This window comes from Pukyongiella litopenaei (assembly GCF_003008555.2).
Taxonomy (GTDB): Bacteria; Pseudomonadota; Alphaproteobacteria; order Rhodobacterales; family Rhodobacteraceae; genus Pukyongiella; species Pukyongiella litopenaei.
On the sequence record NZ_CP027665.1, the window covers coordinates 540,267 to 561,579 of the forward strand.

The following is a 21,313-nucleotide window of genomic DNA, read 5'->3' on the forward strand; positions in this document are numbered from 1 at the left end:
GTTACGTCGTTACCCATCCGTTTTCTCGATCTCGACACCGCGAATGCGCCACCAGTCCGTGACGGCACCCTCGCTCATCCGCAGGGTGGGCCGTTCGGCCAGCCGCACATCCACCACCGCCACGTCGCGGTCCAGCATGTCCTGCGCCTCGGACAGGGCGATCACCCGTTCCAGCGCCCGCTGCGGCCGCTCGGAGGGCAGCATGATGCGCTGTCCCCGGTCCAGCACCACGTCCCAGCGCCGCTGCCCGACCCGGACCAGCCCGCGCAGCCGGTGCGCCAGCGGCGCCGCCGCATCGGTCAGGCGCAGCGCCTCGGCCACGTTGTCCTGCGCGCCCCGGCCCGCGATCAGCGGCAGGTCGGGGTGGTCGGCCCGGCTGGCGATGGTGGCGATACGCACGCCGGTCGCATCGACCAGCGCCAGCCCCTGCGGGCCGCGCCAGACCGCCGCGGGCACCCGTTCGGTCACGTCGATCTGCAACACGCCGCCGGGGCGGATCCGCGCGGCGGCGCTGTCCACCGGGGCCATGCCCGACACCAGTTCCCGGATCACCGCCAGGTCGATATCGAAGGACGACGCCGGCAGGCTGACCGGCACCCTGGCGCGGATATGGTCGGCCAGCGCCGGGTTGGCCCCGTCGATGGCCATCAACTCGACCATGAATTCGGGACGCTGGCGAAACTCCTGCCACTTGGCATCCGACCAGGCCACGATCTGGTCGCGGCGCTGGCTGTCGGCGAGAACCGCCACCGTCAGGCCGGCCACCACCGCCAGCGGCAACCCCAGTTTCAGCGTCAGCCGGATACCCGGCGTCAGCATCCATCGCTGCATCCGGTAATGCAGCCGGGACGGCGCCGGATCGCGCGGCGCTGGCTGGCCTAGCGGTCGCATGAGGCATCCTCCACCAGCCAGCGGCACAGCGCGCCGAAACCGGTGCCCGTCACCGCCGCCTGTTCCGGCGCCAGCGAGGTGGGCGTCATGCCCGGCTGGGTGTTGGTCTCGAGCAGGATCAGCCCGTCGGCGCCAAGGCTTTCGTCCCAGCGGAAATCGGTCCGGCTGACACCCCGGCACCCCAGCGCCTCATGCGCCCGCTGCGCATAGTCGAGACACAGCGCGGTGATCTCGGCGGGGATCTCGGCGGGCACCACATGGCGCGACCCGCCGGGTTTGTACTTGGCGTCGTAATCGTACCAGCCATCGGCATAGATGTCGGTCACCGCCAGCGCCCGCCCCCCCATCACCGTGGTGGTCATCTCGCGCCCCGGCACGAACCGTTCCACCATCACCCTGTCGGGCATCGCATCCGACAGCTGCGGCGGGCCGTTGGCGGCCTCGTTGACCAGGTAGACCCCGACCGACGAGCCTTCGTTGTTCGGCTTGACCACATAGGGCGGCGCCATCACATGCCGGGCGCGCACGTCCTCGCGGGACGCGATCAGGCTGTCGACCACGGGCAGCCCGGCGGCGCGGAAGGCGGATTTGGACCGTTCCTTGTCCATCGCCAGCGCCGAGGCCAGCACGCCGGAATGGGTATAGGGGATGCGCAGCCATTCCAGCAGCCCCTGCACGCAGCCGTCTTCGCCCCAGCGTCCATGCAGGGCGTTGAACACCACGTCGGGCGCAACGGCGCGCAGACGTTCCGCCAGGTCCGCCCCGGCGTCCAGTTCCACGACCTCGTATCCCTCGCCCCTCAATGCGGTGGCGCATTCGCGCCCGCTCGACAGCGACACCTCGCGCTCGGCCGAGGGTCCGCCCATCAACACCGCCACCTTGGGGATCGTCCTGCCCGACTGACCCACAACAAGCGCCTCGAATTAGGCCGGGCTTGCCACCCGGTCCGGTTTTACCGCCGCGCCCGTTATGTTGCCTGTCGGTGCGTTCAGCGGTGGAGAATTACCTACGGATCGCCGACCCGCATGATTTCCCACTCTAACGTGATACCGCTTGAATCGTAAACCTTTTTTCGCACCTCCTCGCCCAGCCCTTCGAGATCGGCGGCGGTCGCGCCGTCGGCGTTGATCAGGAAATTCGGATGTTTCTCGCTCATCTGCGCGCCACCGCGCCGCGCGCCGCGCAGCCCCGCGTCGTCGATCACCTTCCAGGCCTTGAGATCATGCACGTCATCGGCCCGCCCGGTCGACGAGAACCCCGCCGGGTTGCGGAAGGTCGAGCCCGCCGAGCGGTCCCGGGTCGGCTGGGTGGCGTCGCGCCGGGCCAGCTGGTCCTGCATCCGCTCATGCAGCGCGCCGGGATCGCCCGCAGGCGCGTCGAAGGTCGCCTCGACGATCACCGCGCCATCGGGAATATCGCTCTGCCGGTAGCGGAGGTTCAGGTCGGCGGCGCTCAGCGTGACCACCTCGCCCGCCCGAGTCACCGCGCGGACCGAGCGCAGCACGTCCGCCGTATAGGTGCCATAGCAGCCCGCGTTCATGCGCACCGCGCCGCCGATGCTGCCCGGAATGGTGCGCAGATAGGTCAGGTCGCGCCCGGCATCGGCGGCGCGCCGGGCCACATGCGCATCCAGCGCCGCCGCCCCGGCGGTCACGCGCGCGCCATCCACCGCGATGCCATTGAACCCGCGCCCGAGCCGGATGACCACCGCCCGCAACCCACCGTCCCGCACGATCAGGTTCGACCCGACCCCGATCGGGAATACCGGGACCGCCGGGTCGAGATCGCGCAGGAACGCGGCGAGATCGTCGATATCGGCGGGCTGGAACAGCCAGTCCGCCGGCCCGCCGACGCGCAGCCAAATCAGATCGGCCAGCACGCGGTCAGGCGTCAGCCGCCCGCGCGGCCGCGGCAGATCCGGCCCGGCTGTCATTCGGGCAGGGCACGGCGGCGCAGCGCATTGCCGCCGACCAGCCCGACAATGGCCCCGAAAAGCGCCGGAAACAGGGCCCCGGTCAGCACCACGAAGGGCTGGAACGCCTCGGCCTCGTGGCCTTCGGTCACCGTGGCCAGCTGCACGATCAGCACCAGCGCCACCAGCGACAGGCCGGCGATCAGCCACAGCGCCCGGCGCAGCACGAACAGCCGCCCCGCGGCCAGGCCGGCCAGTATCCCGGCGAGGGTCGCGGCAAGGGGCAGATAGGCGAGGGTCGACGCGAGTTCCATTGCGGCAGTCCTTTCTTGACGATCCGCGCCGTCTTGCCGCCTGCGCGCGGTCCTGTCCAGCCCCGCGCCTTCGGCCAATCGTCGCAGCCGGGGCCGGTCAGCCCGCCCGCGCCAGCCGTTCCGGCAGGGCGTTGGCCCAGGCGCTGATCGTGCCCGCGCCGAGGCAGACCACCATGTCGCCGGGCCGGGCCTCGTCGCGCACCAGCGCCTCGAGATCCGCCTCGGACAACAGCGCCCGCGCATCGCGATGGCCGTGGCGGACCAGCCCGGCAACGAGATCGTCACGGCTGGCGCCCTCGATCGGGGCTTCGCCGGCGGCAAAGACATCGGCGATCGCCACCACGTCGGCCTCGTTGAAACAGGCGCAGAAATCGTCGAACAGATCGTGCAGGCGGGTATAGCGATGCGGCTGGTGCACCGCGATCACCCGGCCGGTCGCCGCCTGCCGCGCCGCCTTCATCACCGCCGCGATTTCCACCGGATGGTGGGCGTAATCGTCGATGATCGACACGCCGCCGACCTCGCCGACGCGGGTAAAGCGGCGGTTGACGCCGCCAAAGGCGGCCAGCGCCGCGCGGATCTGCGCGCGTTTCATGCCGAGGTGCCGCGCCACCGCCACCGCCGACAGCGCGTTCGACACGTTGTGGTCGCCCGGCATCGGCAGGCTGCATTCCTCGATCACCGACCCTTCGCCCTGCAGGGCGATATCGAAATGCGCGACGCCGCCCTCGTAGCGCAGGTTGACCGCCCGCACATCGGCCTGGGCGTTGAAACCATAGGTGACGATACGCCGGTCGCTGATCCGGCCCACCAGCCGCTGCACCTCTTCGTGATCGGTGCAGCAGACCGCGACCCCGTAGAACGGGATATTCGACACGAAATCGAAGAACCCGTTGCGCAGCCGGTCGAAATCGCCCCAGTGCTCCATGTGCTCGGGGTCGATATTGGTGACGATGGCGATCGTGGCGGGCAGCCGGTTGAAGGTGCCGTCGCTTTCATCGGCCTCGACCACCATCCATTCGCCCTGCCCCATCCGCGCGTTGCTGCCATAGGCATGGATGATCCCGCCATTGATCACGGTGGGATCGAACCCGCCCGCGACCATCAGTTCGGCCATCATCGTCGTCGTGGTGGTCTTGCCATGGGTTCCGGCCACGGCGATGTTGGATTTCAGCCGCATCAGTTCGGCCAGCATCTCGGCCCGGCGCACCACCGGCAGGCCGCGCGCGCGCGCCCCGTCCAGTTCCGGGTTGCCCGGCTTGATCGCCGACGAGATCACCACCACCTCTGCCCCGTCCAGGTTCCTGCGGCTCTGGCCCTCGAAGATACGCGCGCCCAGCGCCGCCAGCCGTTCGGTGATCTTGCTGGATTTCAGGTCCGAGCCCTGCACCTCGTAGCCATGGTTCAACAACACCTCGGCGATGCCCGACATGCCGATCCCGCCGATCCCGACAAAGTGGATCGGGCCGACATCGAGGGGGAGTTTCGTTGCTGCGTTCATGACCGGGCTTCCATCCATATGTTCAGCGGCTCCTGTCCGCCAGTTCTTCGACAAGTGCAACCAGATGTTCGGTCGCATCGGGCTGCCCGGCGGCCAGCGCCGCATGGGCCATCTGCCGCGCGCCGTCGGGGTGTCCCAGAACCAGCGCGGCCTGTTCGGTGATGGTGGCGGCATCGGCCTTGGATTCCGGCACCATGATCGCCGCGCCCGCCTCGACCAGCCCGCGCGCATTGGCGGTCTGGTGGTCGCCGGCGGCGGCGGCATAGGGCACCAGGATCGACGGCCGGCCGATCACCGTCAGTTCGGCAACGGTCGAGGCACCGGCCCGCGCGATCACCAGCTGCGCCTCGGTCATCCGCCGCGGCACGTCCTGGAAAAACGGCTGCACATCCGCGGCCAGCCCCAGTTCGGCATAGCGCGCCTCGACCCTTTCGATATCCTCGGGCCGGGCCTGGTGGCTGACGCGCAGCCGGTCGCGCAGGGCCTCGGGCAACGCGCCCAGCCCGTCCGGCGCGATATCCGACAGCAGCCGCGCGCCCTGGCTGCCGCCGATCACCAGCACCGACATCGGATAGTCGCCGGGCGGGATATAGGGGGCGCCCGCGCGGTCGCGCACCGCGTTGCGCACCGGGTTGCCCACATGCACGCCCTCGGCGCCCTCGGGCAGCACCGTGGGCCAGACCCCGCAGGCGACACGGGCCACGCGTGGCGCGAACAGGCTGTTCACCTTGCCCAGCACGCCGTTCTGTTCATGGATCATCCGGGGCAGGCCCAGCAGCGTCGCCGCCGCCAGCGCCGGGATCGACGGATAGCCGCCGAACCCCACCACCGCATCGGGCCGGTCGCGGCGCATCGCGGTCACCGCGCCCAGCACGCCCGCGGCGATCCTCGGCGCGACCAGCGCCTTTTCCACCAGCCCGCCGCGGGCAAAGGTGGCGCTGGAGATCTCGGTGATCTCGGTCGTGTGCGGGAACCCGCCGGTATAGCGCGCACCGCGCGCATCGGTCGACAGTTTCACCCGCCAGCCCCGGCGCAGCATCGCCTCGGCCAGCGCCTGGGCCGGAAACATGTGACCGCCGGTTCCGCCCGCCGCCAGCATCAGCAGCCGTTGCGTCATCGCGCGTGCCTGTTCAGCAGCGCGTCAAAATCGCCCTGCGGGCGGGTGCGGGTAAAGGCCAGCAGCATCCCCAGCGCGATCCCCCCGGCGATCAGCGACGAACCGCCATAGCTGACAAAGGGCAGCGTCATCCCCTTGGCCGGCAGCAGCCGCACCGCAACGCCCATGTTGATCATCGCCTGCACGCCGAACATCGCCGCCATGCCGGTGCCGGCGAGACGGATGAACGTGTCGCGCTCGCGCATCAGCCGCAGCAGCGACCGCACCACGATCAGCGCATAGAGCGCGATGATGATCAGCACCAGCACCAGCCCGTATTCCTCCGCCGCCACGGCGACGATGAAATCGGTATGGGCATCGGGCAGCGACCATTTCACCTGCCCCTCGCCGACGCCGACACCGAACAGCCCGCCTTCGCGGATCGCGTTGGTGGCATAGCCCAACTGCGTGGTCGGATCGACCTCGGCGCTGAGGAACCCGTCGATGCGCCGGGCGAAATGTTCGGAATTGGCATAGGCCAGCGCACCGCCCATCACCACCATCCCCGCCATCCCCACCAGCAGGAAGATCGGCGCCCCGGCGACGAAATACATCACGCCCCAGCCGAACAGCACCAGGCAGGCCTGCCCGAAATCGGGCTGCAGCACCAGCAGGCCGACGATCGCCGCGCACAGCACGAAGGACCAGCTGGTCCCCGGCGGCCCGCCCACCTGCTGGCTCGCCGACATCAGCCAGGCGGCCAGAACGACGAAGCCGGGCTTGAGAAACTCAGACGGCTGCACGCTGGCGAAACCCAGCGAATACCAGCGCACCGCGCCCTTGCCGAAATCGGTGCCCAGCACCGGCAGCAGCAGCAGCGCGACGAAAGCCGCCAGGAACCCCAGGATGCCGAGCCGGCGCACCAGCGTCGGCGACATCATCGACGTCACCGCCATCGCGACCAGCGCGGTCAGCCCGAAAATCACCTGCCGCTCGACATAGTGGAACGGCGCGAACCCGTTGCGCGCGGCCAGCGGCGGCGACGCGGCCAGCCCCAGCAGCAATCCGATCCCGAACAGGATCAGGACACAGGCGATCAGCCACTTGTCGACCGTCCGCCACCATTTGGGAATCACCGGTTCGCCGCCCCGTTCAGGGACCGCGCCATACACCATTTCTGTCATGGTCTGCCGCCGTTTCTGCCTCTGCCCGCCCCGTTTTCGGGGTCTGTGGGGCCACAGTAACGCGAAGCGGCGTTTCGCACCAGCCTCTTGTCCCACATCCCCTTGCATCGCGGCGCAATCCGGGCCACGCGGCTGCGATGGGCTTTGAGACGGGCATGGCATTCGACACGGTGATCCTGGGCGCGGGGGCGGCGGGCATGTTCTGCGCGGCCCATGCGGGCGGGCGCTGCCTGGTGATCGACCACGCGCGGGCGCCGGGCGAAAAGATCCGCATCTCCGGCGGCGGGCGCTGCAATTTCACCAATCTCCACGCAGGCCCCGACAACTTCATCTCCGCCAATCCCCATTTCGCCAAATCCGCGCTGGCCCGCTACACCCAGTGGGATTTCATTGCGCTGGTCGACCGCCACCGCATCGCCTGGCACGAAAAGACGCTGGGACAGCTGTTCTGCGACGGCAAATCGACCCAGATCGTCGACATGCTGCGCGCCGGGATGGCCCGCGCCGGGGCCGAACTCTGGCTGCAGACCCGTCTCGCCGGGCTGCGCCATACCGGACCCGGCTTCGCGCTCGAGCTCGACCGCGACGGCGCCCGGCATACCGTGACCTGCCGCGACCTGGTGCTCGCCACGGGCGGCAAGTCGATCCCGAAAATGGGCGCGACCGGGCTGGCCCATGACATCGCGCGGCAGTTTGGGCTGGCGGTGACCGAAACCCGGCCCGCCCTGGTGCCGTTCACCTTTCCCGATGGCCGGTTCCGCCCCCTGGCCGGTGTCTCGCTGCCGGTGCGCCTCTCGAACGCGCGCGCCGCCTTCGACGAGGCGCTTCTGTTCACCCATCGCGGCCTGTCGGGCCCCGCCGTGCTGCAACTGTCATCCTACTGGCGCGACGGCGAGACCGTGACCGTCGACCTGACCGCGGGCCAGCCGGTCCGCGACCGGCTGCGCGAGCAGCGCCAGCGCGCGGGCGGCCGCGACCTGCGCACCGAACTGGCCCGCCACCTGCCGGCGCGGCTGGCCGACCACCTCGCCGCCGAATGGGGCCTGTCGGGCCGGCTCGCCGACCAGTCCGACGCGGCGCTGCGCGATCTGACCGACCGGCTCGCAAACTGGCGGCTGACGCCCGCGGGCAGCGAAGGCTACCGCACCGCCGAAGTCACGCTGGGCGGGATCGACACCGCCGGCCTGTCCTCGCGCACGATGGAGGCGACCGCCATGCCCGGCCTCTTCGTCATCGGCGAGGCGGTGGACGTGACCGGCTGGCTCGGCGGCTACAATTTCCAATGGGCCTGGTCATCGGCCCATGCCGCCGGCACCGCCATCGCCGCGCGCACCTGACCCGCAAGCTTCATCTTGCCCGGAAAACTCCGGGGGAGGCCGCCGCAGGCGGGCGGGGGCAGCGCCCCCTACCCGGCCAGCCGCCGGCGCACTTCGGCCATGAAATCCTCGCCGCGCTTCTCGAAACTGTCATACTGGTCGAAACTCGCGGCGGCGGGGGCCAGCAGCACCGTCTCGCCCGGCCCGGCATCCTCGATGGCGCGGGCAACGGCGGCGGCCATGGTGGTGCAGACCTCGCTCTCGACATCGAGCTGCATCGCGAACGCCGCCGCCTCGCGGCCGATCACATAGGCGCGGACCACCGCGCCCGTCGCCCCTGCCAGCGCGGCCAGTCCGCCCTCCTTTTCCAGCCCGCCGCAGATCCAGCGGATGCGCGGAAAGGATGCCAGCGCGCGGGCGGCGCTGTCCACGTTGGTGGCCTTGGAATCGTTGACATAGGTGACCCCGCCCGCGGTGGCGAAGACCTGGCTGCGATGCGGCAGGCCGCCAAAGCTGCGCAGCCCGGCCTCGATCGCCCGGGGCGCCAGCCCCAGGGCACGCACCGCCGCATAGGCCGCGCAGGCGTTCTGGTGGTTATGCGCCCCCGGCAGGCCGGTGATGTCGCGCAGGTCGATCGAACCGACCTGCCGGCCCTTGCGGTATTCCGACAAAAACCCCTTGCGGGCAAAGACCGACCAGCCCGGCCCGCCCAGCTTCTGCCCCGACGACACCCGGATCACCCGGTCGTCGGACGGCGCCTCGGCCAGCTGCCCGGCCAGGAACCGGCCCGCATCCTCGTCGACCCCGATCACCGCCCGGTCCGGCCCGCCTTCGGCGAACAGCCGGCGCTTGGCCGCGAAATAACCGCCGATGCCGCCATGCCGGTCCAGGTGGTCGGGCGACAGGTTGGTGAACACGCCCACATCCGGGGTCAGGGCGCGGGCCAGCTCGGTCTGGTACGAGGACAGCTCCAGCACCACCACCGCCCCGTCGCCCGGCGGATCGATATCCAGCACCCCGCGCCCGATATTGCCCGCCAGCTGCGCCGGGCGCCCGGCCGCGGCCAGCAGGTGATGGATCAGCGCCGCGGTGGTCGACTTGCCGTTCGACCCGGTCACGGCCACCACCCGCGGCGCGGTGTCGTAGCGGTCCCAGTCCCGCGTCGCCAGCGACCGGAAAAACAGCCCGATATCGTTGTCCACCGGAACCCCCGCCGCCAGCGCCGCCGCCACCACCGGGTTCGGCGCGGGGTAGAGATGCGGGATGCCGGGGCTCACGATCAGCGCGGCCAGCCCGTCGATGGCGCCCGCCCGACCGGGATCGGCGCAGGTGAAACCCTCGGCCTCGGCCGCCGCGCGCGCCGCCGGGTTGTCATCCCAGCACACCGGCACCGCCCCGCCCGCCTGCAACGCCCGCGCCGCGGTCAGCCCCGACCGTCCCAGCCCGAGCACCCCAACACGCGCCCCGTCGAACCCCGTCACCGGAATCATCTGCCCGTCCTTCAGTTCATGCCCGATCTACAGTTCATGCCAACCTGCCCCCGCCGGGCCGCCGGTTGCAAGACGGTTCATCGCCCGGTGCTAGCGCACCTTCAGCGTCGCCAGCCCGATCATGGCGAGGATCAGCGAGATGATCCAGAACCGGATCACGATGGTCGGTTCGGCCCAGCCCTTTTTCTCGTAATGGTGATGGATCGGCGCCATCAGGAACACGCGCCGCCCGGTGCGCTTGAAATACAGCACCTGGATGATGACGCTCAGCGCCTCGACGACAAAGATTCCGCCGACGATGGCCAGCACCAGCTCGTGCTTGGTCACCACCGCGATCGCGCCCAGCGCGCCGCCCAGCGCCAGCGACCCGGTATCGCCCATGAATACCGCCGCCGGCGGCGCGTTGTACCACAGGAACCCCAGCCCGCCGCCGAACAGCGCGGCGGCAAAGATCAGGATCTCGCCGGTGCCGGGCACATAATGCACCTCGAGATACTGGCTGAAATCGACCCGCCCGACCGCATAGGCGATCACCCCCAGCGTGCCGGCCGCGATCATCACCGGCATGATCGCCAGCCCGTCGAGCCCGTCGGTCAGGTTCACCGCGTTGGCCGCACCCACGATCACGCAGATCGCGAAGGGGATGTAGAAATATCCAAGGTTGATCAGCGCATCCTTGAACACCGGCAGCGCCAGCTGGTTCTGCAGGTCGGCCGGATGATGATACGCCGCCCAGCAGGCCGCGATCAGCGCGATCAGGATCCCCAGCCCCAGCCGCAGCTTGCCCGGCACCCCGGCGGTATTCTGTTTCGACACCTTGGCGTAATCGTCGACGAAACCGATCAGCGCAAAGCTCATGGTCACGAACAGCACCAGCCAGACGAACCCGTTGTCGAGCCGCGCCCAGAGCAGCGTCGCCGTCAGCAGCGCCCCCACGATCAGCAGCCCGCCCATGGTCGGAGTCCCGGCCTTGGCCAGGTGCCCCTCGGGACCATCGTCGCGGATCGGCTGGCCCTTGCCCTGGGTCCGGCGCAGCACGTCGATCAGCGGCCGGCCAAAGACGAAGCCGAACAGCAGCGCGGTCAGGAACGCCCCGCCGGCGCGGAAGGTGATGTAGCGGAACAGGTTGAACACGTCGCCGCCATCGGACAGCGCGGTGAGCCAGTAGAGCATGTCAGCAATTCCCGTTCATGTCGCACCATCCCCGAAAGATGCGCCGCCATGACCCATTTTGCGGATCGCGTCAACGATCCCGCCCAGCCCCATGCTGAGCGACGCCTTGACCAGCACCACGTCACCGGGGCCGATCCGGCGGCCCAGCCCCTCGAGCAACCCGGCGGCATCGGCGGCCCAGTCGCCGCGCCGGTCCGCCGGCAGGGCGGCATGCAGCGCCCGCATCAGCGGTCCGGCGCATTCGACCCGGTCCACCGCCTGCATCGCCGGCAGAGCGGCCAGCGCCGCGTGCTGGTCCAGTTCCTGCGGGCCCAGCTCCTTCATGTCGCCCAGGATCGCGATGCGCCGCCCGGCGCCTTCGGGTTCGACCGCCGCCAGCACCTCGAGCGCGGCGGCCATCGAGGCCGGGTTGGCATTGTAGCTGTCGTCGATCAGCACCAGCCGGTTGGTCCGCTCGGCGGCGTCCAGCACGATCACCTCGCGCGCGCCGCGCCCCTTGTAGGGGGTCCAGCGGCCAAGGCTCTGCGCCGCCAGCGCCAGGTCGGCGCCCAGCGCCCGGCAGGCCGCCAGCGCCCCCAGCCCGTTCATCGCGAAATGCGCGCCGGGGCTGCGGATACGGAACAGCAGCGGATTGCCATCCGCGTCGGCGCGGGCCACGGTCACGTCGCCCTGAACCGACACATCGAGCAGCCGGAACCCCGCCGCCTGCCGCCCGAAATCCTCGATCCGCGCGCCGTCTGCCCCGGCGGCGCGGCGCAGGATCGGCGTGGTCTCCAGGTCGGCATTGACGATGGCCACGCCGCCGGGCTCCAGCCCCTCGAACACGGACGCCTTTTCCGCCGCGATCGCCTCGATCGACGCGAACGCCTCGAGATGGGCCGGGGCCACCGTGGTGACCAGCGCCACATGCGGACGCGCCTGCCGCGCCAGCGGCGCGATCTCGCCGGGGTGGTTCATGCCGATCTCGATCACCGCGAACCCGGTGTCGCGCGGCATCCGCGCCAGCGTCAGCGGCACGCCCCAATGGTTGTTGTAGCTGGCCACACTGGCATGGGTTCGGCCCTGGTCACCCAGCATCCGCGCCAGCATCTCCTTGGTCGAGGTCTTGCCGACGCTGCCGGTGACCGCCACCACGCGGGCGCCGCTCCGGTCGCGCCCGGCCCGGCCCAGCGCCTCGAGCCCGGCCTGCACGTCCCCGACCAGCAGCAGCGGCGCCTCCGGCGGCACATCCTCGGGGATGCGGCTGACCAGCGCGGCGGCGGCGCCATTTTCCAGCGCCTGCGCCACGAAATCATGCCCGTCGCGCGCCGCCGTCAGCGCCACGAACAGATCGCCCGGCGCCAATGTGCGGCTGTCGATGGACACGCCGGTGGCGATCCAGTCGCCCCGCGCCTGGCCGCCGGTCGCGGCGGCGGCCTCGGCGGCGGTCCACAGGCTCATGCGATCCCCCCGTCGAGCGCGGCCACCGCGACGCTGGCCTGTTCGGCATCGTCGAACGGCAGCACGTCGTCGCCCACGACCTGCCCGGTTTCATGGCCCTTGCCGCAGATCAGCAGCGCATCGCCGGCCTGCAACGCATCGACGCCGCGCAGGATCGCCTCGGCCCGGTCGCCCACCTCGGCGATGCTGTCGGTGCCCGCCGCCGCCCGCGCCCCGGCCATCACCGCCGCGCGGATCGCGGCCGGGTCCTCGCTGCGCGGGTTGTCATCGGTGACGAAAACGATATCGGCCGCCTCGGCCGCCGCCTGCCCCATCAGCGGGCGCTTGCCCGCGTCCCGGTCGCCGCCGGCGCCGACGATCGCCACCAGCCGGCCCAGCACATGCGGCCGCAGCGCCCCGAGCGCGGTGCGGACCGCGTCGGGCGTATGGGCGTAGTCGACAAAGACCGACGCGCCGTTGTCGCGCCGCGCGGCCAGCTGCATCCGGCCGCGCACCGTGGTCAGTTCGGGCAAGGCGGCGAACACCGACTCGGGATCCTCGCCGGCGCCGATCGCCAGCCCGCAGGCCACCAGCACATTGGCGGCCTGAAACCCGCCGATCAGGTCCAGCCGCACCATGCGCGGCTCGCCCTGCCAGGAAAACCGCAGGTCCTGCCCGGTGCCGTCGAACCGCTGCGCCAACAGGTTCAGGTCGCCCAGCCCGCGCCCGGTCGTGATCACCCGCTGGCCGCGCGCGGCGGCGATGGCGTGCATCTCGGCGCCGCGGTCGTCGTCGAGATTGATCACCGCGGTGCCGTCCTCGGACAACACCCGGCGGAACAGCCCGGCCTTGGCCGCGAAATAGGCGTCGAAGCTCTCGTGGTAGTCCAGGTGATCCTGGGTGAAATTGGTGAACCCCGCCGCCGCCAGCCGGACCCCGTCCAGCCGCCGCTGTTCCAGCCCGTGGCTCGAGGCCTCCATCGCCGCATGGGTGATGCCATGCCGCGCCGCCTCGGCCAGCACCCGGTGCAGGGTGATCGGCTCGGGCGTGGTATGGGCCAGCGGCGCGCTCCAGGCGCCTTCGACCCCGGTGGTGCCCAGGTTGACCGCCTCGCGGCCCAGCGCGGCCCAGATCTGGCGCAGGAAACTGGCGACCGAGGTCTTGCCGTTGGTGCCGGTGACCGCGACCACCGTGTCGGGCTGGCGCCCGAACCACAGCGCGGCGGTATGGGCCAGCGTCTGGCGCGGGTCGTCGGCCACCACCAGCGCCGCCCCGGAGGCCGCCAGCTCATCGGCGGCAATCCGCGCGCCCTGCGCATCGGTCAGCACCGCCGCCGCGCCCATGCGCAGGGCATACTGGATGAACTCGCCGCCATGGACACGGGTGCCGGGCATCGCCGCGAACAGGAACCCGTCGCGGACCTGCCGGCTGTCGACCGCCAGCCCGGTGATCTGCGGATCGCGCCCGCCACGGGCGGTCAGGCCCAGCTGGCCCAGGGTTCGTGCCGCCATGTCCATCTGTCCGCCTGCCCGATTCACTGCTCAGTTCGAGCTCAGGGTTATACTCTCGGGGTCGACAGGTTCAATGCGCGGCCGCATGCCCAGCAGCGGCGCCACCCGTCCGATCATCTCGGCCGCCACCGGGACGGCGGTCCAGCCGGCGGTGCGGCGCGGCCGCGATCCCGAGTTTTCCGAAGGCTCGTCCAGCGTCACCACGAGAACGTATTTCGGGTTCTCGGCGGGGAACATGCTGGCGAATGTGGCAATCACCTTGTCCTTGTAATAGCCGCCGCGCGGCTTGGGCTTGTCGGCGGTCCCGGTCTTGCCGGCAACGTCATAGCCCGGCACCTCGCCAAAGCTCGCGGTCCCGCCCGTGACCACCCGGCGCAGCATCCGCCGCGCCGCCGCCGCGGTTTCGGGCGACAGCACCCGCGGGCCGTTCTGCGGCCCCGCCTGTTTCAGCAGGGTCGGCCGCACATAGCGCCCGCCATTGGCGATAACTGCATAGCCCGCGGCCAGGTGCATCGGCGTGGCCGACATGCCGTGGCCGTAGGAAATGGTCATCATCTCCAGCTGCCCCCAGTTGCGCGGGATCAGCGGCTGGCCGCCGCTGGCCTCGACGATCTCGAACGGGGTCGGCTCCATCAGCCCCAGCGCGCGCAGGAACTGCTGCTGGCGCTGGATGCCGATCATCTGCGCCATCCGCGCCGTGCCCACGTTCGAGCTCTTCTCGATCACCTTGGACACCGACAGTTCGGGGCCATAGCTCTTGTTGCGGAACTCGCCGATCTCGAACCCGGACTGGCGCAGCGGGCGGCGGGTGTTGACCATGCTGTGTTCGCCCACCAGCCCCAGCTCCATCGCCTGCGCGGCGGTGAAGATCTTGAAGGTCGAGCCGAGCTCATAGACCCCCTGCACTGCGCGGTTGAACAGCGGGCTGTCCGAGGGATCGCCCGACACCGGCGGGCGCGGACGGTCGTTGGGGTCGAAATCGGGTAGCGACACCACCGAGATCACCTCGCCGGTCTGCACATCCATCAGGATCGAGGTCGCGCCCTTGGCGTTCATCAGCTTCATGCCGCCATAGAGCACCCGTTCGGCCGCCGCCTGCACGGTCAGGTCGATCGACAGCTGCAACGGACGGTTCGCGTTGACCGGGTCGCGCAGGTAGTCGTCGAACCGCTTTTCGACCCCGGCCACGCCGATCACCTCGGCGGCGTTTACGCCTTCCTTGCCGAACCCGGCCCCGCCCAGCACATGCGCGGCGAGGTGACCGTTGGGATAGAGCCGCATCTCGCGCGGGCCGAACAGCAGCCCCGGTTCGCCCAGTTCGTGAACCGCCTGTTTCTGCTCCGGGCTGATCTTCTTCTTGATCCACACGAATTTGCGCTTGCCGGTGAAATCCTGCAGCAGCCGTTCGGCGTCGAGATCGGGAAAGATCGCCGCCAGCCCGTCGACGGCCGCGACCGGATCCACCAGCTGCGGCGGCTGGGCATAGAGCGAATGGGTCTCGAAATTGGTGGCCAGGACGCGGCCCTTGCGGTCGACGATATCGCTGCGCTGCGCGGTGATATGCGCCCCCGACGCGGCGGTGGTCGGCTCGACCGGGTCAGAGGTGGCGACATGGCCCATGCGCACGCCCACGGCGGCAAAGGCGCAGAAAAAGAACATCCCCAGCACCAGCAGCCGCCCCTCGGCGCGGCGGCGGGCACGGTCGGCCAGGTCGACATGGCGGCGGCGCAGGTTCTCGCGCATGATCGCGTCGGGGTTTTCGCCCCGGTCGCGCGCGCGCAGGATACGCGCCAGCGGACGCAGCGGGGTTCGGATCACGGGTTGCCCTCCGCCATGACAAGGGTTTCGCCGGTTTCACCGGGCCCGCCGGCGGCGGACGGATCGGCCATGGTCGATACGTCGATGAGGTTCTCGATCTCGAGCTCGGGCGGGGGATAGCGCACCTCGTCCACGCGCCCGAACTGGTCGGGGCGCAGCGGCAGCAGGCCAAGCCGGTCAAAGTTGATCTCGGCCAGCGCCAGCAGCCGGTCCGGGCGGTTCAGATAGGCCCATTCCGCGCGCAGCACGCCCAGCCGTTCCTGCGCGATGCCGATCTCGCGCTGCAGGGCGCGGGTTTCCCGCAGCACCTTCTGCGTCGCGTAGTTTTCGCGATAGGCCCAGAAGGCCAGCCCGACGACCGCCAGCGCGGCCAGCACGAACGCCAGGTTTCTCATCGCCGTTCCTCCTTCAGCCGCGGCATGCCCAGCAGTCCGGGATCGACCGGCCCCGCCGGGGCACCGGTGCGCCGCGCCACCCGCAGCCGCGCCGAGCGCGCGCGCGGGTTGTCCGCCAGTTCGGTGTCGTCCGGGCCGATGCCCCGGCGCGTCACCAGTTCGAAACGCGGCGCCTCGGCCACCGCTTCGGGCGCATGGCGGCTGGTGCCGCCGCCGCGCCCCGACCGCGCCGCGAGGAACCGTTTCACCATCCGGTCCTCGATCGAATGGAAACTGACCACCGCCAGCAGCCCGCCGGGTTTCAGCGCCCGTTCCGCCGCCACCAGCCCGCCCAGCAATTCGCCGTATTCGTCATTCACCGCGATGCGCAGCGCCTGGAAACTGCGGGTCGCCGGATGCGACTGCCCCGGCTTCGCCCGCGGCAGGCAGCCCTCGACGATCGCGGCCAGCTGCAACGTGGTCTCGACCGGCGCCTCTGCACGGGCGCGGATGATGGCCCGCGCGATCCGGCGGCTGGCGCGTTCCTCGCCATACTGGAACAGGATATCGGCAAGATCGGATTCGGACGCGCCGTTGACGATATCCGCCGCGGTCGGCCCCTCGGCCGACATGCGCATGTCCAGCGGCCCGTCCCTGAGAAAGGAAAACCCGCGCTCGGCCCGGTCCAGCTGCATCGAGGACACGCCGAGATCCAGCACCACGCCATCGAGATCGGCGCCGTAATCGTCCATCCGCGAAAACACGCCCGGCTGCATCACCAGCCGGTCGCCATGGGCATCGGCCCAGCCCGCCGCCAGTTCAAAGGCCAGCGGGTCGCGGTCCACCGCGATCACCCGGTCCGCCCCCGCGTCCAGCAGCGCGCGCGTGTAGCCGCCGGCGCCGAACGTGCCATCCAGCCAGGTGCCCCGCACCGGCGTCACCGCCTCGATCAGCGGGCGCAGCAATACGGGGACATGCGGCGCGGGCGGGTCGGATCGGGCCGCGGCGGACATGCGCTCAGCCCTCGTCCGGCGCGTCGAGGAATTCCAGCGGGTCGAACCCGTCGGGCAGCTTGTCCAGCCACTCCTCGGTGCGGGCCAGCTCCTCGGTCTCGTAGGTTTCCGGCTTCCAGATCTGGAACGTGTCGCCGGCGGCGATGAAAAAGGCCTCGCTTTCCAGCCCGATCTTGGCGCGCAGCTTGGCCGGCAGCACCAGCCGCCCGGTTTCGTCCACGCTGGTGGGAAAGCTCTGACCATGGAACATCCGTTCCAGTATCTTGCGCGGCTGCGTACCGCGGCGCATCCTGGCGATCTTGTCGTCGACCTCGTCGATCGCCTCCATCGTGTAGCATTCCAGGTATTGGCGGCGGCTGTCGCCGTAGACGATGACCAGTTCGGGGTTGCGGTCGGGTTGCCAGTTCGGGTCGCCGGCCTCGAGCACACGGCGAAACGAGGCCGGGATCGACACCCGGCCCTTGCTGTCCACCTTGTGGTGGCTTTCGCCTCTGAACCTGCGGCCCAACCCTGCGCCCTCTTTACGTCCCTCGCCCCCGCGTGCCTTGCGTTCAAACGTGAAACGACGGGTTGATCTGCTGCCATTGATCAACCCGCCGTCCCGGTCCCGTCTTGCGGGGGTTTCCGATCGCACGCGCCACCTGGGGGGATGTCTGCTCGCTCGCGCGCCGGATCTTTGGTCTGATGAAGCCGAAGCCTGTATGAAACCTGCTTGTTTTTGGTCGGGGTCGTTTGCTGCCCCAGCTGCCGTCCTCATCGGATGTATATGGGATGCCATGGGAGATCATGGAAATCAAGGGAATTCTTGGGCCGACACCCCGCCCCGCACCACCATATTCGCGATTCCAACGCCCCTGTTTCCTACATATGGTAGCCATTCCAGCCCAATCCCGGCGAATCTGGCCCATATATAGATCGCGCGATCTCTGGAAAATTTCCCCTGAATTCCCAAAAAATTAGAGACACCCAGGCATTCCAATCATTTGTTCGCGTTTAGTTCCCGACAAATGAGCCGGGACGCCCGTGAACCTGGCGCGTTTTCTGAGGTGATTCACAGTGGATTCGGGTCGCGCCCATGAATTCCCCCATGTATTCCCCCACGTCCTCCCCCATACATTCCCATACCGCCGGATCGCCCGGTTCCGTGGGTTCCCGGGCCGGGTGCAACCGCGGGTGTCATCCCATGCAAATGCTGCATAGCGGCATTGATCAAGCATCTGTTGTGCGCGTGCAGCAAAGGCCTATCTAGGCCTCAGCAAACAGCGGCACCCGGCCGCAGACGTAATCCGAAGGATGAAGACAATGGCATCGACCACAGAATTCGCCGCCCACCGCCCCACCGTTCTGGCCCGCATCTCGGCGTTCGGCCATTCGCTGGTTTCCCGGGCGCAGAACTACCGCATGTACCGCCGCACGCTGACCGAACTGTCGGCCTTGTCGGCGCGTGAACTCGACGACCTCGGCCTGAACCGCTCGATGGTGCAAAGCATCGCGTTCGAGGCCACCTACGGGCGTCACTGAACAGGTTTACTGAACAGGTTTTTCGGGCTCCTCCTCCTCCTCCCTCCTTGAAGAGCCCGGAACAGCGGCGGCAGATTCTCCTCCTCCCTTATGCCGCCGCACTGATACCGCCCCGGTCCACGGACCGGGGCGGACAGGTCCAACCCCGGATTTCACCCCATATTTCACCGGGGTATTCTCCTCCCTCCCTTCCCCGGTGAAACACGAACGGCGGCGCCCTCCTCCCTTGGCGCCGCCGTTTATTTTTGCGTCCTGCCCGGCCCCCGCCGGTGCCGGCCGCGTTCAGAACGGGATATCGTCGCTGGCCGACAGGAACCGGGCGACAACCTTCTTGGTGCCCGCCTTCTCGAACGCGACCTCGACCTTGTCGCCCTCGATCCCGGTGATTTCGCCATAGCCGAATTTCTGGTGGAACACGCGCTCCCCGCGGGCAAAGCTCGACACCGCCTCGGCATCGATGACGACGGTTCGGCTTTCGCGGGGCTGCGAAAGTCCCGTTGACTGGCCAGGCCGGGCCGCCCGCGCCTGCATCCGCTTCCATCCCGGCGAATTGTAGACATCCGCCCGCGCCGCGCGGCTGTCGACCGTCGGTGCCGGCGTGCTGCCGCCCATGCTCCCTCCAGTGCTTCCATAAAGCCCCGGCGGCGTCAGCACCTCGACATGGTCTTCGGGCAATTCGTCGATGAACCGCGACGGCATCGCCGATTGCCACTGGCCATAGACGCGGCGGTTGCCGGCAAACGAGATCGTGCAGACCTCCTCGGCGCGGGTGATGCCCACATAGGCCAGCCGCCGTTCCTCCTCGAGCCCCTTCAGCCCGGTTTCATCCATGCTGCGCTGGGACGGGAACAGCCCGTCCTCCCAGCCCGGCAGGAACACGGCGGGAAACTCCAGCCCCTTGGCCGCGTGCAGGGTCATGATGCTGACCTTGGCACCGGCATCGCCCGCATCGTTTTCCATGATCAGGCTGACATGCTCGAGGAACCCCTGCAGGTTCTCGAACCCCTCCAGCGCCTTGACCAGTTCCTTGAGGTTTTCCAGCCGCCCCGGCGCCTCGGGCGTCTTGTCGTTCTGCCACATCGCGGTATAGCCGGATTCGTCGAGGATGATCTCGGCCAGCTCGATATGGGTGACGCCCGCATCACCCACCATCCGGCCCCAGCGCGCCAGCCCCGTGACCAGATCGCGCAGCGCCGCGCCGCCCTTGCCCTTGATCAGCCCGTTTTCGACTGCGATCGCCGCGCCGCGCAGCAGCGGCACGCCCTGCGCCCGCGCCGTGGCCTGGATGGTCTGCCGCGCCTTGTCGCCCAGCCCGCGTTTCGGCGTGTTGACGATGCGTTCAAAGGCCAGGTCGTCCTCGGGCGACACCACCACCCGGAAATAGGCCATCGCGTCGCGGATCTCCATGCGCTCGTAGAATCGCGGCCCGCCGATCACGCGATAGGGCAGCCCGATGGTCAGGAACCGGTCCTCGAAGGCCCGCATCTGGTGGCTGGCGCGCACGAGAACGGCCATTTCATCCAGCCCGAAGGGCCGCGCCCGGCGCGTGCCGCCCTGCATCGCCTCGATTTCCTCGCCGATCCAGCGGGCTTCCTCCTCGCCGTCCCAATGCCCGATCAGGCGGACCTTCTCGCCGTCCTGCGCCTCGGTCCACAATTCCTTGCCGAGCCGGTTTTCGTTGCCGCGAATGACGTTCGACGCGGCGGCGAGGATATGCGGGGTCGAGCGGTAATTCTGCTCCAGCCGCACCACCTTGGCGCCGGGGAAATCCTTTTCGAAACGCAGGATGTTGCCCACCTCGGCCCCGCGCCAGCCATAGATCGACTGGTCGTCGTCGCCGACGCAGCAGATGTTGCGATGCCCGCCCGCCAGCAGCCGCAGCCACAGATACTGGGCCACGTTGGTATCCTGGTATTCATCGACGAGGATGTAGCGGAACCAGCGCCGGTATTGCTCCAGAATGTCGGGACTGGCCTGGAAGATGCAGACCATGTGCAGCAGCAGGTCGCCGAAATCCACCGCGTTCAGCTCGACCAGGCGGCGCTGGTATTGCGCGTAGAGCTCCACGCCCTTGTGGTTGAACGCCCCCGCGTCGCCCGCCGGCACCTTGTCCGGCGTCAGGGCGCGGTTCTTCCAGTCGTCGATGATCCCGGCCAGCATCCGCGCGGGCCAGCGCTTGTCGTCGATCCCCGCCGCCTGCACCAGCTGCTTCAGCAGTCGCAACTGGTCGTCGGTGTCCAGAATGGTGAAGTTCGATTTCAGGTGAACCCGGTCATCGGCGCTCTCGATCACCACGTCGTCGCGGTCGAAACCGATCAGCTCGGCATGGCGGCGCAGCAGCTTGACGCAGATCGCGTGAAAGGTGCCGAGCCAGGGCATCCCCTCGGCGGGCTGGCCCAGCATCCCGCCCACCCGGTCCTTCATCTCGCGGGCGGCCTTGTTGGTAAAGGTGACGGCGAGGATCTCGTCGGGACGCGCGGTGCCGGTCTTCAGCAGGTGCACGATGCGCACGGTCAGCGCCTTGGTCTTGCCGGTGCCCGCCCCCGCCAGCATCAGCACCGGGCCGTCCAGCTGCTCGACCGCCGCCCGTTGCGCCGGGTTCAGATCGTCCAGATAATCCACCCCGCGCGCGGCCATGGCGCGGGCCGACAGCGAAGCCTGCTCGAAAGCATCAGAATCGTCGAAACTGCTCATGGCGCGACAATAGGACCGCCGCATCGGATTGAAAAGTTTGTTCGCATATTGTTCACACATCCCGAAACGCGGCCCCTTGCGCCGGG

The 21,313-nt window shown here is 69.3% G+C and carries 18 protein-coding genes; 2 read left to right on the plus strand and 16 right to left on the minus strand.

What is annotated here, in order from left to right:
- Positions 1–9: 9 nt before the first annotated feature.
- The 7 genes from C6Y53_RS02755 to ftsW all read right to left on the minus strand — a co-directional run bounded on the left by C6Y53_RS02755 (position 10) and on the right by ftsW (position 6,898).
- A complete protein-coding gene (locus tag C6Y53_RS02755; RefSeq protein ID WP_106471027.1) occupies positions 10–891 on the minus strand; it encodes a cell division protein FtsQ/DivIB in 882 nt (293 codons plus the stop codon).
- Positions 879–1,757, minus strand: coding sequence for a D-alanine--D-alanine ligase (locus C6Y53_RS02760; RefSeq protein WP_425300345.1), 879 nt, complete (start codon positions 1,755–1,757; stop codon positions 879–881). The genes C6Y53_RS02755 and C6Y53_RS02760 overlap by 13 nt, the downstream gene beginning before the upstream one ends.
- A gap of 140 nt (positions 1,758–1,897) precedes the next feature.
- The gene (gene murB, locus C6Y53_RS02765) at positions 1,898–2,824 is read right to left on the minus strand and encodes a UDP-N-acetylmuramate dehydrogenase (RefSeq protein WP_106471029.1); all 927 of its coding nucleotides are present in this window, start codon (positions 2,822–2,824) and stop codon (positions 1,898–1,900) included.
- Entirely contained in the window at positions 2,821–3,117 is a 297-nt protein-coding gene (locus tag C6Y53_RS02770; protein ID WP_106471030.1) for a hypothetical protein, read from the minus strand. The genes murB and C6Y53_RS02770 overlap by 4 nt, the downstream gene beginning before the upstream one ends.
- A gap of 97 nt (positions 3,118–3,214) precedes the next feature.
- Positions 3,215–4,618, minus strand: coding sequence for a UDP-N-acetylmuramate--L-alanine ligase (murC, locus tag C6Y53_RS02775; RefSeq protein WP_106473926.1), 1,404 nt, complete (start codon positions 4,616–4,618; stop codon positions 3,215–3,217).
- Positions 4,619–4,640: 22 nt separating this feature from the next.
- Complete coding sequence (locus tag C6Y53_RS02780; RefSeq protein WP_106471031.1) at positions 4,641–5,735, minus strand: UDP-N-acetylglucosamine--N-acetylmuramyl-(pentapeptide) pyrophosphoryl-undecaprenol N-acetylglucosamine transferase; 1,095 nt, start codon at positions 5,733–5,735, stop codon at positions 4,641–4,643.
- Positions 5,732–6,898: a putative lipid II flippase FtsW gene (gene ftsW, locus C6Y53_RS02785; protein ID WP_106471032.1), complete on the minus strand. Its 1,167-nt coding sequence runs from the start codon at positions 6,896–6,898 to the stop codon at positions 5,732–5,734. Before ftsW ends, C6Y53_RS02780 begins: the two co-directional genes overlap by 4 nt.
- 155 nt (positions 6,899–7,053) lie before the next feature.
- On the opposite strand from ftsW, the gene C6Y53_RS02790 reads away from it, so the two are divergent.
- Positions 7,054–8,235 carry a BaiN/RdsA family NAD(P)/FAD-dependent oxidoreductase gene (locus C6Y53_RS02790; RefSeq protein ID WP_106473927.1) on the plus strand — a complete coding sequence of 394 codons (1,182 nt, stop codon included), beginning with the start codon at positions 7,054–7,056 and terminating at the stop codon, positions 8,233–8,235.
- Positions 8,236–8,303: 68 nt separating this feature from the next.
- Here C6Y53_RS02790 and murD read toward each other — a convergent pair whose 3' ends face one another.
- The 8 genes from murD to mraZ all read right to left on the minus strand — a co-directional run bounded on the left by murD (position 8,304) and on the right by mraZ (position 17,520).
- On the minus strand, positions 8,304–9,704 hold the full coding sequence (murD, locus tag C6Y53_RS02795; protein WP_106471033.1) for a UDP-N-acetylmuramoyl-L-alanine--D-glutamate ligase: 1,401 nt from the start codon (positions 9,702–9,704) through the stop codon (positions 8,304–8,306).
- A gap of 90 nt (positions 9,705–9,794) precedes the next feature.
- Complete coding sequence (gene mraY / locus C6Y53_RS02800) at positions 9,795–10,877, minus strand: phospho-N-acetylmuramoyl-pentapeptide-transferase (protein WP_106471034.1); 1,083 nt, start codon at positions 10,875–10,877, stop codon at positions 9,795–9,797.
- Between the two features lie 15 nt (positions 10,878–10,892).
- Positions 10,893–12,317, minus strand: a complete 1,425-nt coding sequence (locus C6Y53_RS02805; RefSeq protein ID WP_106471035.1) for a UDP-N-acetylmuramoyl-tripeptide--D-alanyl-D-alanine ligase — start codon at positions 12,315–12,317, stop codon at positions 10,893–10,895.
- Positions 12,314–13,807 (minus strand): UDP-N-acetylmuramoyl-L-alanyl-D-glutamate--2,6-diaminopimelate ligase, encoded by a 1,494-nt coding sequence (locus C6Y53_RS02810; RefSeq protein ID WP_425300346.1) that lies wholly within the window; start codon positions 13,805–13,807, stop codon positions 12,314–12,316. Before C6Y53_RS02810 ends, C6Y53_RS02805 begins: the two co-directional genes overlap by 4 nt.
- Before the next feature lie 30 nt (positions 13,808–13,837).
- Positions 13,838–15,625 carry a peptidoglycan D,D-transpeptidase FtsI family protein gene (locus tag C6Y53_RS02815; RefSeq protein WP_106471037.1) on the minus strand — a complete coding sequence of 596 codons (1,788 nt, stop codon included), beginning with the start codon at positions 15,623–15,625 and terminating at the stop codon, positions 13,838–13,840.
- A complete protein-coding gene (gene ftsL, locus C6Y53_RS02820; protein ID WP_106471038.1) occupies positions 15,622–16,020 on the minus strand; it encodes a cell division protein FtsL in 399 nt (132 codons plus the stop codon). The genes C6Y53_RS02815 and ftsL overlap by 4 nt, the downstream gene beginning before the upstream one ends.
- Positions 16,017–17,012, minus strand: coding sequence for a 16S rRNA (cytosine(1402)-N(4))-methyltransferase RsmH (gene rsmH, locus C6Y53_RS02825; protein WP_106471039.1), 996 nt, complete (start codon positions 17,010–17,012; stop codon positions 16,017–16,019). The genes ftsL and rsmH overlap by 4 nt, the downstream gene beginning before the upstream one ends.
- A gap of 4 nt (positions 17,013–17,016) precedes the next feature.
- Positions 17,017–17,520, minus strand: a complete 504-nt coding sequence (gene mraZ, locus C6Y53_RS02830) for a division/cell wall cluster transcriptional repressor MraZ (protein WP_106471040.1) — start codon at positions 17,518–17,520, stop codon at positions 17,017–17,019.
- A gap of 794 nt (positions 17,521–18,314) precedes the next feature.
- Between mraZ and C6Y53_RS02835 the strand changes: the two genes are divergently transcribed.
- Positions 18,315–18,533 carry a DUF1127 domain-containing protein gene (locus C6Y53_RS02835; protein ID WP_106471041.1) on the plus strand — a complete coding sequence of 73 codons (219 nt, stop codon included), beginning with the start codon at positions 18,315–18,317 and terminating at the stop codon, positions 18,531–18,533.
- 282 nt (positions 18,534–18,815) lie between these two features.
- On the opposite strand, the gene C6Y53_RS02840 is transcribed toward C6Y53_RS02835, so the two are convergent.
- On the minus strand, positions 18,816–21,227 hold the full coding sequence (locus tag C6Y53_RS02840) for an ATP-dependent helicase (protein ID WP_106473928.1): 2,412 nt from the start codon (positions 21,225–21,227) through the stop codon (positions 18,816–18,818).
- Positions 21,228–21,313 lie beyond the last annotated feature (86 nt).